Source organism: Rhizobium sp. ARZ01 (assembly GCF_014851675.1).
GTDB lineage: Bacteria > Pseudomonadota > Alphaproteobacteria > Rhizobiales > Rhizobiaceae > Mycoplana.
Genome location: NZ_JACVAE010000001.1, coordinates 2,275,470 through 2,290,060, shown reverse-complemented (window position 1 = coordinate 2,290,060; position 14,591 = coordinate 2,275,470). Strand labels below are relative to the sequence as shown.

Sequence of the window (14,591 nt, the reverse complement as noted above, 5' to 3'; positions counted from 1 at the left end):
GGGAGGGGTGAAAGCCGCCATGTCTTTCCAGTCGCGCGCTTTTGCACGAATGATCCCGGCGCAACGGTCCTTCACATCAACAAATAAGGCGGCCAGGGACCGCCTCATCTGATGTTCCTGCCCCGCCTTGAGGCTCAAGATCCGAGCGGTCCGCGGGCGCGTCGCCTCAGATGTTGTTCTGCAGCACCTCGCGCAGTTTGCCGAACAGTTCGTCGATCTCGCCCTTTGTGATGATCAGCGGCGGCGAAAGCGCAATGATGTCGCCGGTCGTGCGGATCAGCAGGCCCTTCTCGTAGGCCTTGAGGAAGGCGTTAAAGGCGCGTTTCGTCGGCTCGTCGGCGATCGGGGCCAGCTCGATCGCGCCAATCAGGCCGATGTTGCGGATGTCGATCACGTTCGGGCAGTCGCGTAGCGAATGCAGCTGCTCTTCCCAGTAGGGCGCAAGCTCGGCTGCGCGTGTGAGGAGGCCTTCTTCCCTGTAGGTATCGAGCGTGCCGAGGCCGGCGGCGGACGCAATCGGGTTGCCCGAATATGTATAGCCGTGGGCGAACTCGATCAGATGCTCCGGACCGGTCATGAAGGCGTCGTGGATCTCGGAGGTGACGAAAACGGCGCCCATCGGGATGACGCCATTGGTCAGGCCCTTGGCCGTAGTGATGATGTCGGGCTTCACTTCGAAGAACTGCGAGGCGAAGGGCGCGCCGAGGCGGCCGAAACCGGTGATGACCTCATCGAAGATCAGCAGGATACCGTACTTGTTGCAGATCTCGCGGATGCGCTGCAGATAGCCCTTCGGCGGAATCAGCACGCCGGTGGAGCCGGAGACCGGCTCGATGATGACGGCAGCGATGGTCGAGGCATCGTGCAGCGCGACCAGGCGCTCCAGATCGTCCGCCAGTTCCGCGCCGTATTCCGGCTGGCCCTTGGTGAACGCGTTCTTTTCCGGCAGGTGGGTGTGACGGATATGGTCGACGCCGGCGAGCAGGGTGCCGAACATCTTGCGGTTGCCGACGATGCCGCCGACGGACATGCCGCCGAAATTGATGCCGTGATAGCCGCGCTCGCGGCCGATCAGGCGGGTGCGGGAGCCTTCTCCCTTCACGCGCTGATAGGCAAGGGCGATCTTGAGTGCAGTGTCGACCGATTCCGAACCGGAATTGGTGTAGAAGACGTGGCTCATACCCTCGGGGGCGATGTCGACAAGCCGGTTGGCGAGTTCGAAGGCCTTGGGGTGGCCGAGCTGGAAGGCCGGTGCGTAGTCCAGTTCGCCTGCCTGCTCGCGGATTGCCTCGGTGATCTTCGGTCGGCAGTGGCCGGCGTTGACGCACCACAGCCCCGCCGTTCCGTCCAGCACCTGCCGTCCGTCATGCGTCTGGTAGTACATGTCCTTGGCGCTGACGAAGAGCCGCGGCTCCTTCTTGAACTGCCGATTGGAGGTAAACGGCATCCAGAAGGCGCGCAGGTCGTTGGGGGTATTGAGGCGATTGGACATTTCGGTCTCCGTGGCCTTGGGTGCGGGGCGGGTTGTGGGTGCTGCGGACCGGGGCCATCCCGGCGCGAGGCAGGCATTTTTACCTATTGGTCAAATTATCGAAGCAACCAGCACCGTCAAGCCGGGGGACCCGTCTGACAAAAGAAAACGCCCGGCGGAGAGGTATCCGCCGGGCGCTTGCATGGGATCTGGCTTGTTCAGGCGTAGCGGAGCTGCCTGTTTTCTTGCGGCTCGGCCTCGCCATAGATGCTGTCTAGCGCTTCAAGGATCGTCAGAACAGCGTCCGACTTGCTGGAATAGTAGATCGTCTGCGCATCGCGTCGTGTGGACACAAGGTTCTGCGCCCGGAGCTTGGAAAGGTGTTGCGACAGCGCCGACTGGCTGAGCCCGACCCTCTGAGCGAGTGCGCCGACGGCGATTTCTCCACGGACCAACACCTTCAAGATGAGCAGCCGCTTGGGATTGGCCATAGCGGACAGAAAGTTTGTCGCAACTTCTGCCTGTGTCTGCTCGTCTTCAGAAAAAGGGTCCATTCGCAACTCCATTAGCGCCAATCACTTCAATATGTGCGGTTCCGTACTCTATGACTGTTAGCATATAAACAATACCAAACACATCAAGTGGCCAGAAATGGGGGTAGGGCGTGGTTTTCCTACCGCCAGCAATCAACCGTTTGTCGTTCGGGCCTTCGTCAGCAGATCGGCAAGCACTGTGCGAAGGGCACCAGCATCGGAAATTTCTGTTGAAAATTCAAGGCGTTCTAGCTGGTCACCGGCTGAAAGGTCGATGCCAGCGGCATCGATTCCGGAAATAGACCAGTTTCCCTCTTTTGCGCCGCAGTAGTGGCTCGCATATATGCCAGCCGCCTCTGCATGCTCACTATTCATGTGTTCGATGGCGCCAGACTCGCGTTCTGCCAGCGCTTCGCGGGCAGCAGAGCGAATCAGCAGATCGTCGGCGGTCAGCAGGTAGGCCTTGCCGAAGCCGCCGTTCAGGTTCGCCCGCAGCGGCACGAGCCGGAAGAAGGTGAAGTCGGGAAAGTCGACATAAAGCTTCGCCTTGGGATGGCGACGGACGAAGCGCTCACGCAGCCGCGCATGTTGCTCGCTGCCGCGCACGACTTCGGAGGCCTCCGTGATCACTGTCAGTCGTGGGTGGGCGAGGGGGTCGCCCTTGCCGGGCTCTCCGGCAAGCAGCGACGAGCGGGGATCGGTGCGGAGCGCCCGAGTATGAACGGAAAGTGCTGAGACGAGAATCACGGGCACGCCGTCGATGTCCATGCCCGTCAGCACGCGGCTGGCAAAGGGACTTCCCGTGTCTGGTTCGAGCACAGCCAGAGCAGCGCTACGCGAAGAGCGCAGCAGTACACGGGCGAGCGTGCGGGCATCGTCATCCGTATCGCGCAAAACCTTCGGCGCGTCCTTCGGTTCCTCAGCCATGGCAACTCCTCGAATGGTTGTTGTTTCCATCTGGAAACGGCCAACAGCCCCGAAAGTCAAGACGTCTTTCGGGCCAATCCTCACGCGGTAACGCGCGTTCGGGTCACTCGCGACGGCGATGCCGGGTCAGGCTTTCCACCACGTTCTGGGCGTTGATCATGCCGACGACTGCGCCGTTCTCGACCACGCCGATGCTGCCGGGCTGGCGAGCCATCGCGTCGAGAATATCGACGAGCGGCGTTTCCGGCTTGGCCGTGGCGGTGACACCGACGGCGGGGCCGCTCAAGCCCGGGTGCATGACATCGCGGGCCGTCAGCATGTTGATCGGGTTCATGTTCTGCACAAAATCGGCGACATACTGGTTCGCCGGATTCTTGACGATATCCTGCGGAGTGCCGCACTGGATGATGCGTCCGCCTTCCATGATCGCGATGCGGTTGCCGATGCGGAAGGCCTCGTCGAGGTCGTGGCTGACGAAGATGATCGTCTTCTTCAAGCGCCGCTGAAATTCGAGCAATTCGTCCTGCAGGCGCGTTCGAATCAAGGGATCGAGCGCGGAGAACGGCTCGTCCATCAGAAGGATCGGTGCGCCGGTGGCAAAGGCGCGGGCAAGACCGACACGTTGCTGCATGCCGCCAGAAAGCTCGTTGACCTTGCGACCTGCCCACTGGGTCAGGTTGACGAGGTGAAGCTGTTCCTCCACGCGCGCCTTTCGCTCGGCATCCGGCATCCCTGCCAGTTCGAGACCGAAACCTACATTGTCGGCAACCGTGCGCCATGGCAGCAGCGCGAACTGCTGGAATACCATGGAAACGGTGTGCATGCGGAAGTCACGTAACGACTTCGATGAACAACGGTACGGGTTGATCGGGCTACCGGCGGTGTTGACCTGAACTTCACCGCGCACAACCGGCGCCAAGCCGTTGACGGCGCGCAGCAGCGTTGACTTTCCCGAGCCGGACAGACCCATCAGTACCAGGATCTCGCCCTCGTTGATCGAGAGCGAGGCGTCGGCGACGCCGAGCACGAGGCCGGTTTCCTTACCGATTTCGTCGCGGCTCCTGCCGGAATCGATCATCGCGATGGCGCGTTCAGGCTTTTCGCCGAAGATGATGTCAACGTTCTTGAAAACGACGGCCGCGCTCATTTGCCTTCTCCTTCATCGGACGAACGGAAAAGGCGATCGAGGATGATGGCGAGGATGACGATGCACAGCCCGGCCTCGAAGCCCATGGAGATGTTCACGGAGTTCAGCGCTCGTACGACCGGTACTCCGAGCCCCTTGGCGCCGACGAGTGCGGCAATGACCACCATCGACAGCGACAGCATGATCGTCTGCGTGAGACCGGCCATGATCTGCGGCGTGGCAAAGGGAAGTTCCACCTTGCGAAGAACCTGCGTCGGCGTAGCACCGAAGGCCTGTGCCGCCTCGACCAACGAAGGTGGTGTCGAGATGATGCCGAGCCGCGTCAGGCGGATTGGTGCGGGGATGGCAAAGATCACCGTTGCGATCAGCCCTGGAACCATACCGAGCCCGAACAGGATGAGGGCAGGGATCAGGTAGACGAAGGTCGGGATCGTCTGCATCAAATCGAGGATCGGACGCAGAGCGGCGTAGAACCAGGGGCGGCGGGCGGCGGCGATCCCGAGAGGAACACCGACGACCATGCTGACACTAGTCGCGGCGAGCACGAGTGCCAGTGTCTCAGTCGTCTCCTTCCAGTAGCCCTGGTTCACGATCAGGAGAAGGCCCAGAAACGTGAAGAGCGCCACGCCGAAAGACCGGCGGAGGTACCAGCACAAGGCAGTGATCAGGGCGATCATTGCAAGGGCATAGGCGAATTTTCCTCCGTCGCTTGCAAATGGCCCCTGCAGTACGAACAGGATTGCATCGATGCCGCCCTGCAGCACCACCTTCAGCATATCGAACAGGCCCTTGCCGTTGGTGGTCAGCCAGTTGACCGCCGCCTTTGCCCAGGGCCCGATGGGCAGTTTGATGTTCGTCAGCCAATCCACGGGAGCGTACCTGCCTTCAATGGGCGTTGACATATGATGCCACGCTCCCTGCGCTAGCCGGAAACGGTCGCATAGGATGCGCGGCGGATCTGAAGTTCAATAGACTACCGAAGCGACAAGGCGCCTTCTCACGGCGCACCAAAATGTCGCGATCAGAGGAGGCGGGAGGTTTCCTTCCCGCCTCTTATGCTGCGCCATCAAAGGCCCAGAGATGTCTTGACGGCGGCCAGACCTTCACTGCCATCCTTTGCCGTAACACCGGCCAGCCAGGGCTCGATCACTGCCGGATTGGCCTTGAGCCATTCGGTCGCGGCCGTGTCGGGTGCCTGTCCGTCGTTGAGGATCTTGCCCATGATCTCGTTTTCCATCTGGAGCGAGAACTTAAGGTTCTTCAGCAACTGTCCAACGTTCGGGCATTCAGTCGTGTAGCCCTTGCGAACGTTGGTAAGCACCGTCGCGCCACCAAAGTTGGGCCCGAAGATGTCATCGCCGCCGGCAAGATAGGTCAGCTTGAAGTTCGCGTTCATCGGATGCGGTTCCCAGCCGAGGAACACGATCGGCGCTCCCTCCTGCTCGGCGCGCGCGACCTCGGCGAGCATGCCCTGCTCGGAGGACTCGACAACCTCGAAGCCCTTCAGATCGAACGTGCCCTTGTCGACCATGTCGATGATCAGGCGGTTGCCGTCATTGCCCGGCTCGATGCCGTAGATCTTGCCGGCAAGCGCATCCTTGTGGGTGGCGATGTCCTTGAAGTCCTTGATGCCGAGCTCGGCGCCCTTGGCGTTCGTCGCAAGCGTGTACTTCGCGCCTTCAAGATTCTCGCGGACAGTTTCGACCGTGCCAGCGTCGCGGAACGGCTTGATGTCGTTTTCCATGGTCGGCATCCAGTTGCCGAGGAAAACGTCGATGTCGTTGTTCGCGATCGACGTGTAGGTCACGGGCACCGAAAGTACGGTCGTCTCGGTCTCGTAGCCGAGGCCCTTGAGGACCGCCGATGCGGTCGCGGTGGTCGCGGTGATGTCCGTCCAGCCCACGTCGGAAAAGCGGACCTTCCCACAGCTTTCGGGTTCTGCGGCCAATGCGCCGGATACACCAAGCGCAAAGAGCGAGACTGCCGCGAGGGCGGACATCCTAAAAGTTGAGTTCGATTTCATGTTTCCTGCTCCCCATTTTTGTTCTGATAGATAAGCCAAGCATCAAAAACGTCATTGTTCAAGCACTTTACGATGCTCGCACCGGTGTCAGGGACCTAGTTTATTTCACGCCGTTTCGCAATCGCGCGCAAGAATGTCGCTGTGAACGATGCACGCGAAATTCTGTGATTTTTGTCAGTTGGCGTCTGGAAATCGGGCCTCGTCCGGGCCAGAACGAGGGCGGAGACAATCATGGCCAAGCTTTACTTCCATTACGCGACAATGAACGCGGGAAAGTCAACGATGCTGTTGCAGGCATCGTACAACTACCAGGAGCGCGGGATGCGGACGGCGATCTTCATCGCCTCCTTCGACGATCGCGCCGGAACGGGGCGCATCTCCTCGCGTATAGGGCTGCAATCGGACGCCATCGCCTTCGACGCGAGCGATGATCTCTACGGCATGGTCGAGACGCTCAGCGCGGACGGGGCGGGTGCTGTGGCCTGCGTTTTCGTGGATGAGGCCCAGTTTCTGAGCGAGGAACAGGTGTGGCAGCTTGCCCGCATCGCCGACCGCCTATCCATCCCGGTCATGGCCTATGGGTTGCGCACCGATTTCCAGGGCAGGCTTTTCCCAGGGTCCTATGCGTTGCTCGCACTCGCCGACGAGTTGCGGGAGGTGCGCACCATCTGCCATTGCGGGCGCAAGGCGACGATGGTCGTCCGGCTCGATGCAGAGGGGAGGGTGGTCAAGCAAGGTGCGCAGGTCGAGGTGGGCGGAAACGAGAAGTACGTCTCCTACTGCCGGCGTCACTGGGAAGACACCATGCGCGCCGACTGAGTACCGATCGGATGACGCTTTGCCGCATGGCCTGTTGCTCCTGTCGCGGTTTAACTACCGGAAATTGAACAGAAAGGAAAATACGTGAAGATCACTTTAGCTTCCGCCCTTCTCATTCTTGCGACTGCAACGGCTGCGCAAGCCGATGGTGATGCGACGGCCGGCAAGACCGTTTTCAAGAAATGCGTCGCCTGTCACACCACCGACCCGGGCAATCGGGTCGGTCCGTCCTTGGGCGGCGTGGTCGGCCGGCCGGTGGCTTCGGCGGACGGGTTCAAGTACTCCAAGGCCATGCAGGAGTTCGGCAAGGACAAGGTCTGGGATGAAACTGCCCTCTCTGAATTCCTTGCTGCACCGCGGGCGACGGTCAAGGGAACGTCGATGGCGTTCGCTGGCCTGAAGAAGCCGCAGGACATCGCCGACCTTCTCGCCTTCCTCAAGGATCCAGCGGCGGTAAAATGATCGCTTCGCCGTCGGGCCAAGAGGTGCCGACGGCGAAACCTGCTCTCAACAAAAAAATACATGTCTACCGGGGCTTGCACGCTCCGCTCCACTCCCCACATCATGTCCTGCCGGTCTCCGGCGAGGGGCAACCGCTCACGGCTGTTGGGCGGCTCGCGTCAGGCGAACAAGCCGGTCGATGCGCGTCGACCATGTGCAAAGGGGAGCAGTCATGGCCACACTTCAGAATTTCGATGCGGAGATCGAGAAGACCCGTCAGGTCGTCGATCAGGTCCGCGGCAAGTTGGAGCAGACCGGCGTTGTGCTGGACCAGTTCGCCAAGGCCGACACAAAGCTTGGCGATGCCAATTTCGATATCGAAAATGCGCGCATTCAGGATGTCCTGGCACAGCAGAAGGTGATGGAGGCCAACATCGCCGACCTGATCATCGGGCTGGAGGACGCCACCAATGTCTTCGGCTCCGAGTTCGAGAGCATGAAGAGCTACACGGCTTACGAGAAATTCATCGGCATCTTCTCCAAGCAGAAGATGCAGCGCATGCGCACCGACCGTGTTCGCAACATGTCACTTGCCGGCAACCTGCAGGAACTGCTTTCCAAGTCCGACACGATCGTCGGCATCCTCAAGGAGCAGAAGTCCATCCTCGACAGCCGCTACAAGACCTCCGAGGCAAGTCTGGTCCAGGTGATCGAGCGGCGCAAGCAGACGATGGCCAATCTGGAGGCGACACAGAAGCGTATCGAGGAGTTGAACCCGCAGCTTCTCGATATCGAAAACCGCATCGCGGCCTCGACCGATCAGAAGACGCGCACGCAGCTTGAGGGCGAGCGCTCCAAGCTTGCCACCGAATACAATGAAAGGCAGGCGAAGGAGCAGGAACTGCTGGCCGAAAGCCAGACGCTGGAACGCTACACCTCGATGTTCCAGACCTTCGTGGATTCGCTGAACAACCAGATCGCCGCCCAGAACACGCTGATCAACAAGCTGACCATCGATACCGAACAGCGCATCGTGCTCTACAAGGCGCTCGAGGATTCGCTGAAGACGGCAGCGCAGCAGGACGTCGCCCACCGGATCAATACGCTGGGAAGCAAGGTCGATACGGCGGCGGAAGAAACGATGGCCGGTATTGGTGCCGCAGCCCAGAAACATATTGGCGACCTTCTCGAGATGCACGAGAAGAACATGCTCGCCACCCAGGACATCCAGCGCCGCAAGAAGCTCGCCGACGATGCCTTCGCCCGGCGCTTCCAGGAGGTCATGGATAAGCACAACGCATCGAATTACGTGCAGACGTGAGGTCAATTGCCCCGATGGGTCTAAGCCCTGTGAATGTGCCCCTCACCCTGGCCCCATCCCCGCAGGCGGGGAGAGGGGATGGAGGCAGCGCGGCTCGGGCCTTCGCACCGCTTGCAGGGCGAAGGTGCCGGCAGGCGGATGAGGGGCAGCCATGAAAGCCGCTGCCGACAGCGCCGTTGCGCAATACTTCACCTCCATCCGCGCCGCACTCGGCGGCCTGGAGATTTTTCTGGCCGACCGCAACTCGCCACTCTACCAGCATGGCGTGATCGGCGAGGCGATCATTCCCTATCTTGAGCGTCTGAAAGCTTCCTTTGCCTGCTGGGAGAACCGGATCGGTTTCGTCGACCAGTTCCGTATTTCGCGCGCCGAGAGCGGCTTCCCGGTCTACCAGAACGTGCTGGAGCTGGAGAACGACCGCAAAAGCGCCGACAAGCGCCTGGCAGAGATTCCCGGCGCGGATGCGCTGCGCGGGGAGATGGTCGATTTTATATTGCGGAGCAAGGCATTTCCGACCGAGTTGCAGACGCGGATGGCCGAGCGCATGTATCTGCAGCAGATCGGCAAGGGCGAGATCTTTTCGCCGTTCATCCTGCCGGAAACGATCCGCGTCGCAGTCAACCCGAAGACGATGCGGCCCTATTACGTCGTCAGTTGGGGCGCTTTCGACGGCGTGAGTACGCTGCCGATGGTCTACATGGCGATGGTCGAGGATTCGTCCGAGAAGATCGTCGAAACGCTGGTCACATCCGACGGCAAGCTCAATCCGGATGTACAGATCGATCTGCCCGTCGGCGGCCTGCTCAATCCGGAGTTTGCCAGCCGCTTCGACGATTTTGCCCTGAAGAACAGCGCCTACTCGCTCTCGCCGGTGACGATCGCGACCAATCTCGACAAGGATTTCGAGATGCTGCATCCCAAGCAGCTACGTCGCATCGTGCTAGGCCCTTTCTATTCGGCCGACATTACTGAGAACAACGAAAAAGTCCGAGAGATACTCTCCAAGGTCCGCAAGGTCGAGAACGCCTGGCTTTTGACCTGGACGATCCAGGAAGTGTTTTCGCAGGCTGAGCGACCGGCCAAGCGCGGCTTCTGGAGTTCCACTCCGGCGCAAGAGGAGTTCTTTGTCGATACCGCCAATCTCGAGGCCACGCGCATGGGGGTCAGCGGTTACGAGAAGCATGCGCTTGTCCCGCACGACGCATACCAGGCACTCTATGCCGCCGGCGAGGCGGAAGAGATCTTCGGCGACTACAAGGTGCACGTGATTTCTCAAAACCAGGTGATCAGCGAGGTTTGATGCCATGAGTCTGAACGCCGGCCTGACCATGATCCCCGAAAGCGATATCGCAAAGCACCAGGCGGTCGCGCAGGCGATGGTGACGCGGCTTGTCATCCTGGAAGCCGACGGTGGTCCGGCAAGCACGGCGATTTCGGGAACGGGGCGGCGCTTCGTTTCCACCGTCTCGAGCGGCGGCATGCGGCGCACGCGCGAGGTCGAGCTATCCAAAACGATCGCGTTGATCCGCCCGACTGACCCCCTGTTGTCGCCGGCGCAGCACCAGCTTCTCTATCGTTCCCGCCGCGGCATCGAAATCGCGCTCGCCGTTGCCGACGTGTTCGCGCGGCAGACGGAACTGGAGCAACTGCAATCGAGGAATACGACGGCGCCGCTTGCAGGCGAGGAAGCAACTCGCTTCAAGGCGCTGCTCTCGGCCGCGGCTTACGTCGCAGCCTTCACCTTTGCCGCCTATCTTGGTGCGACCTTGCCCGGGGAAGGCGAGCCGGCGGAGGACACGGACGCGCCTGACTACTTGTTCGAGACGGCACAGGACGCGGTGAAGAGCCTCGTGGCCGGCCTCGACCGCAGCATCGCCGGGGCCGCGGACGACACAGCGCTGATCGCGCGGGCGCGGGCCTTCGCCCGCGTCGCGCTGGAGGGGCTAATCCTTCGCAGGGCGCGATTCACCGGCCTTTCCACCTTCGATAGCGCGCATATCCGCATCGAGCAGGACGACTTCACCATCAACGGCTTCGACGTGGCGCCGGGACAGAAGCGCAAGCTCCTGTCGATGAGCTTCAAGAAACCGAACGAGATCGTCGGCAACCATATCGCCAAATACCAGGCGATGCGGCTTGCCAAGATGCTGATGGCCTACGATTTCGAGCGGCAGATGAACCCGTTTGTCGAGCTCGGCGGTTTCCTCTTCACCTTCATCGGTGACGGCATGCCGGGCACCGGCAAGACCATGCTGATCCAGATGCTGGCGGGGCTTCTGGACGACTACTGCCGCATCGCCGGCTATCCGTTCCACTACGAGAACTTCGGCGTCGACCAGATCTCGTCTTACCAGGGCAAGTCCGGGCAGAACTGCAAGGAGTTCGTCAACAACGTCGTCAACCCGAAGGCGATCGGTTTCGGCACGATCGACGACGTCGACCAGGTCGCGGCGAAACGCTCAGACGACCGTGCCTCGGCCGGCCAGCACGAGGTGACGGCGGTCTTGATGGAGAGTTTTGCCGGCGCTTCGACAGTCGTGCGCGGAAACTGCACGTTCGGCATGTTTTCCAACTATCCCGAGAATGTGGACGATGCGCTTCGCCAGCGCGCAGGCGCCCGCTGGCTTGTCGACGGACCGCAATCGGAGGCGGACTATATCGATATCTTCGCGATTCTCGTCGGCAAGAACCATTCGATCCCGCTGGGCGAGCATGCGCTGCTCGCCGGTCAGGAGATCAAGCAGGCGGTCTCGACCTCCTATGGCCAGCATTCCCGTCCGCAGGAAGACGGGTTGCTCGCGGTCTGGGAGCGCTACGAGAAAGCGCACAGTAAACTGGAAACGCTCGCGGATGTCGGCACGTATCTGCACATGATCAAGGAGGCGGAACCCCGCTTCACCGGCCGGGCGATCAAGAACATCACTGACGCGATCAAGATGCGGGCCATGGACGTCGACTTGCCGGACGAATGGTTCGCCACCCCGGAAGCGTTCATGCACAAGTCCTATGACGAGAAGACGCAGATGATCGAGGCGCTGCGCGGCCCCATCACAATGGAGATGGTGCTGCAGGAGATCAACCGCTACGCCGACAGCGAATTCCGCTATTCCGACAAGTCCGACGACGCCGCCGTTGCCGAGATCATCCGCCGCGAGCGCCAGCGTGAACGGGCAATCCGCGAGATCGAGACGATGAAGGCCGATGGGCGGTGGGACGCTGATAGATGAAACGCCTCCTTGAAGCCGAGCTTATCTACGGGCGGCTGCTCGACGTGTCCGAGCCGCATCTGGTCGAGCGCTACAACAAGGCGCTTGAGGCCTTCGGTCTGCCGCGGACGAACCTCAAGCAGTTCAGCATCGATATGACCGGCTTTGCGCCGGAAATCGCCGATGAACTCGGCGACCGCGACTATCTCGATCCGAACCGGGTAAACCGCCGCTTCATCATCCTGACGCCCGATCAGGTCGAGTTGCCGGTCGTGCACACGAGCTTTTCCAACACCGCCGCCCTGATGCACGAGTTCTTCAACGCCAATGCGCGCGCCATCAATGCGATCACGATACGCGACGCGCTCTATGGCGAGATCGAGGACACCGTCTCGGTCGTCAACGACGTCGACGACCTGCTCTCCATCAACGAGGTGCGCTTCCGTGTCTTGTCGGCGGAGGATCTGCTCGACAAGGCGACCGAGCTTCGCACGCTCGTCGATCGGCTCAGGACCGTGCCCGACGCCTGGTCGGACGACGAGATGCTGAACAGGATGGTGGAGCTTGCCAAGCAGGCGGGCGACATTCGCCAGAATGCGCTGGTTCCGGACCAGCTCGTCTTCCGTCATGAGGCCTTTTGGGCCAATCACTTCGGCGGCGTCTATGTCTTTCTGGACGGCAATCAGACGACGGTGATCTGCGACCCGTCCGTGCCCGGGTTCCGGCGGTCACGTCCCTGGCAAGTGAGCTATATCGCGCTGGACGATTACCAGCGCATCTTTGCGTTCCTGGCGTCGACGAAACGGCTTGAGTTGCCGCGCGCCTCGTGGGTCGAGGCGTCCGGCCTGTTGCAGCATCGCGCCGACATGACGATCACCAATCTGGTGAACCGGGAAGACCCGCGGGCGGACCTTGCCAAGGCCGACCGCATCTGGTTGCAGACATGGATGCATCGCAATGCGGCGCTGATCGCCGAAGATGGCGCCTACCCCTTCCTGCAGGAGGCGTTGCGCATCATAGCGGCGACGGGCGAGATCCGGATGAAGGACGTCGATCCATGGGGCCGTTTTCTGCTGGTGCGGGCGTTGCCGGACCATCCCGACCAATGGCTGGTCAACCAGCTGATTTCGCAACTGACCCCGTTCGATTTCGTCTCCCGCTTCGTCTTCGACAAGCAGGGCTTTTACGATAGCTACGAAAAGTTCAGCGAAAAGTTTCGGGAATTTGTGGTTGAAACGTTGACGCGAACCTATCTGAAGGACAAGCCTGCCTTTCGGCAGAGGCTCTATGGTATTGGAGAGGACAAAGGTAATGCTTGACCCGATCGTCGCGTTTTTTCAGCGGATCTTCGCCGCCATCGGGCGCGGAATCGGGCTCGTCATATCATGGCTCGTCTGGCCGTTTGTCGCCGCGGCCAACTGGTATCGGCAGCGCGCTTGGATCATCAAGGGGCCCATCGGCATTGCGCTCCTCGCCCTCATCGGCCTCTACGGCTACTTCATCTGGCAGACGCAAGCCTGGAACGGCTTCAACATCGACTACGTCAACGCCTATAACTACTCAGCACGCAAGAACGATGCGGGCCTGCCGGTCAAGGTTGCGGCGGGCCAGACGGCACCTGCAAACAAATGCGAGCCCTCGGCGATCGTCGGCGTGACAGCCGACCTGATCGACTTCAACGTGAACCAGAACGCCTGGGTCTCGTCGATGATCCTCTACAAGCTCGGCTTCTTTGGCCTTGACTGGGACGACACGCCCTGGCTCGACAACAAGGCGTCGTTCCAGCGCGGCGTGAACCAGGCCATTCGCCGAACTTCGGTGGAGCTCGTGGACACGCTCGGCCGCGTGCGGGGCACCTCTGGCGTAAACGCTGAATTGCAGGCGGCGCGCGGCAATATCCAGTTCGATGAGGAGACATGGTATTTCGGCCTGAGCCCGTTCGGCCCGAAGACGCCGACCCCGAGCTTTTACCGGGCGGCGATGCGGGATCTGCACAAGTTCAACGATGCGCTGACACAGTGCAACGCCACCTTTGACGCCCGCTCCGACAACCTCGTGCAGTTCCTCGACCGCATTGCCAACGACCTCGGCAACACGTCGGCAATCATCCGTGAGCGTTCCGAGTTTCACAACGGCGGGTGGTTCGACACACGCGCGGACGATCGCTTCTGGTTCGCCTACGGCCAGCTCTATGGCTACTACGGAATTCTGTCCGCCGCCGGTGCCGATTTCGACGCTGTGATCACGCAGCGCGGTCTGACGCAGATCTGGGCGGAAACCGTCAAGCAGTTGCGCGCGGCGCTGAACATCCAGCCGCTAATCATCTCCAACGGCCGCGAGGACGGCTGGATCATGCCGACGCACCTCGCCACCATGGGCTTCTACATCCTGCGCGTCCGATCAAACCTGGTCGAGATGCGGGATATCCTGGCGCGCTGAGAACCAGTTGAAACGGTCGAGCGGCGTCGGGCCCACGGGGCCGGCGCCGTAGAATGCTGGCAAACCATCGATCGTCGTAAACAGGATTCCTTCCGTCTCCCCGGACTTGATCCGGGGTCCAGCCGCGCTGCGTCTGCGGCGCGAAAGAATCGATTGCGCTTGAGGAATTTCTGGATGCCGGATCAAGTCCGGCATGACGGACAACGTGGAACGCCGCTTGACGCAATGAGGCGGCGGGGTAAGCTTCAAGAGGCCGCCCACATG

Annotated in this window: 13 protein-coding genes; 7 read left to right on the top strand and 6 right to left on the bottom strand. The window is 61.0% G+C overall.

What is annotated here, in order from left to right; genetic code table 11:
* Positions 1–166 precede the first annotated feature (166 nt).
* The 6 genes from IB238_RS10940 to IB238_RS10915 form a co-directional block, all read right to left on the bottom strand.
* Positions 167–1,492 carry an aspartate aminotransferase family protein gene (locus IB238_RS10940; protein ID WP_192246125.1) on the bottom strand — a complete coding sequence of 442 codons (1,326 nt, stop codon included), beginning with the start codon at positions 1,490–1,492 and terminating at the stop codon, positions 167–169.
* A 197-nt stretch (positions 1,493–1,689) separates the two neighbouring features.
* A complete protein-coding gene (locus tag IB238_RS10935; protein ID WP_192246123.1) occupies positions 1,690–2,025 on the bottom strand; it encodes a metalloregulator ArsR/SmtB family transcription factor in 336 nt (111 codons plus the stop codon).
* 132 nt (positions 2,026–2,157) lie between these two features.
* Entirely contained in the window at positions 2,158–2,931 is a 774-nt protein-coding gene (locus tag IB238_RS10930) for a HugZ family protein (RefSeq protein ID WP_192246121.1), read from the bottom strand.
* A gap of 103 nt (positions 2,932–3,034) precedes the next feature.
* A complete protein-coding gene (choV, locus tag IB238_RS10925; RefSeq protein ID WP_192246119.1) occupies positions 3,035–4,078 on the bottom strand; it encodes a choline ABC transporter ATP-binding protein in 1,044 nt (347 codons plus the stop codon).
* Positions 4,075–4,947 carry a choline ABC transporter permease subunit gene (choW, locus tag IB238_RS10920; protein WP_192247662.1) on the bottom strand — a complete coding sequence of 291 codons (873 nt, stop codon included), beginning with the start codon at positions 4,945–4,947 and terminating at the stop codon, positions 4,075–4,077. Before choW ends, choV begins: the two co-directional genes overlap by 4 nt.
* Before the next feature lie 197 nt (positions 4,948–5,144).
* The gene (locus IB238_RS10915) at positions 5,145–6,101 is read right to left on the bottom strand and encodes a choline ABC transporter substrate-binding protein (protein WP_192246117.1); all 957 of its coding nucleotides are present in this window, start codon (positions 6,099–6,101) and stop codon (positions 5,145–5,147) included.
* A gap of 231 nt (positions 6,102–6,332) precedes the next feature.
* On the opposite strand from IB238_RS10915, the gene IB238_RS10910 reads away from it, so the two are divergent.
* The 7 genes from IB238_RS10910 to IB238_RS10880 all read left to right on the top strand — a co-directional run bounded on the left by IB238_RS10910 (position 6,333) and on the right by IB238_RS10880 (position 14,327).
* Complete coding sequence (locus tag IB238_RS10910; RefSeq protein WP_192246115.1) at positions 6,333–6,920, top strand: thymidine kinase; 588 nt, start codon at positions 6,333–6,335, stop codon at positions 6,918–6,920.
* Positions 6,921–7,004: 84 nt separating this feature from the next.
* Positions 7,005–7,382, top strand: coding sequence for a cytochrome c family protein (locus IB238_RS10905; RefSeq protein WP_192246113.1), 378 nt, complete (start codon positions 7,005–7,007; stop codon positions 7,380–7,382).
* Between the two features lie 211 nt (positions 7,383–7,593).
* Positions 7,594–8,682: a hypothetical protein gene (locus IB238_RS10900; RefSeq protein WP_192246111.1), complete on the top strand. Its 1,089-nt coding sequence runs from the start codon at positions 7,594–7,596 to the stop codon at positions 8,680–8,682.
* Positions 8,683–8,833: 151 nt separating this feature from the next.
* Positions 8,834–9,982: a hypothetical protein gene (locus tag IB238_RS10895; protein ID WP_192246109.1), complete on the top strand. Its 1,149-nt coding sequence runs from the start codon at positions 8,834–8,836 to the stop codon at positions 9,980–9,982.
* Between the two features lie 4 nt (positions 9,983–9,986).
* Entirely contained in the window at positions 9,987–11,909 is a 1,923-nt protein-coding gene (locus IB238_RS10890) for an AAA family ATPase (RefSeq protein WP_192246107.1), read from the top strand.
* Entirely contained in the window at positions 11,906–13,207 is a 1,302-nt protein-coding gene (locus tag IB238_RS10885; RefSeq protein ID WP_192246105.1) for a DUF6638 family protein, read from the top strand. The genes IB238_RS10890 and IB238_RS10885 overlap by 4 nt, the downstream gene beginning before the upstream one ends.
* Complete coding sequence (locus IB238_RS10880; protein WP_192246102.1) at positions 13,200–14,327, top strand: DUF2333 family protein; 1,128 nt, start codon at positions 13,200–13,202, stop codon at positions 14,325–14,327. The genes IB238_RS10885 and IB238_RS10880 overlap by 8 nt, the downstream gene beginning before the upstream one ends.
* The last annotated feature ends 264 nt before the right edge of the window (positions 14,328–14,591 follow it).

Coding starts and splice junctions, on each gene's coding strand:
- IB238_RS10930 (WP_192246121.1), bottom strand. CDS start 2,931: ATGGCTGAGGAACCGAAGGACGCGCCGAAGGTTTTGCGCGATACGGAT.
- IB238_RS10895 (WP_192246109.1), top strand. CDS start 8,834: ATGAAAGCCGCTGCCGACAGCGCCGTTGCGCAATACTTCACCTCCATC.
- IB238_RS10885 (WP_192246105.1), top strand. CDS start 11,906: ATGAAACGCCTCCTTGAAGCCGAGCTTATCTACGGGCGGCTGCTCGAC.
- IB238_RS10880 (WP_192246102.1), top strand. CDS start 13,200: ATGCTTGACCCGATCGTCGCGTTTTTTCAGCGGATCTTCGCCGCCATC.
- IB238_RS10940 (WP_192246125.1), bottom strand. CDS start 1,492: ATGTCCAATCGCCTCAATACCCCCAACGACCTGCGCGCCTTCTGGATG.
- IB238_RS10910 (WP_192246115.1), top strand. CDS start 6,333: ATGGCCAAGCTTTACTTCCATTACGCGACAATGAACGCGGGAAAGTCA.
- IB238_RS10900 (WP_192246111.1), top strand. CDS start 7,594: ATGGCCACACTTCAGAATTTCGATGCGGAGATCGAGAAGACCCGTCAG.
- IB238_RS10890 (WP_192246107.1), top strand. CDS start 9,987: ATGAGTCTGAACGCCGGCCTGACCATGATCCCCGAAAGCGATATCGCA.
- IB238_RS10935 (WP_192246123.1), bottom strand. CDS start 2,025: ATGGACCCTTTTTCTGAAGACGAGCAGACACAGGCAGAAGTTGCGACA.
- IB238_RS10915 (WP_192246117.1), bottom strand. CDS start 6,101: ATGAAATCGAACTCAACTTTTAGGATGTCCGCCCTCGCGGCAGTCTCG.
- choV (WP_192246119.1), bottom strand. CDS start 4,078: ATGAGCGCGGCCGTCGTTTTCAAGAACGTTGACATCATCTTCGGCGAA.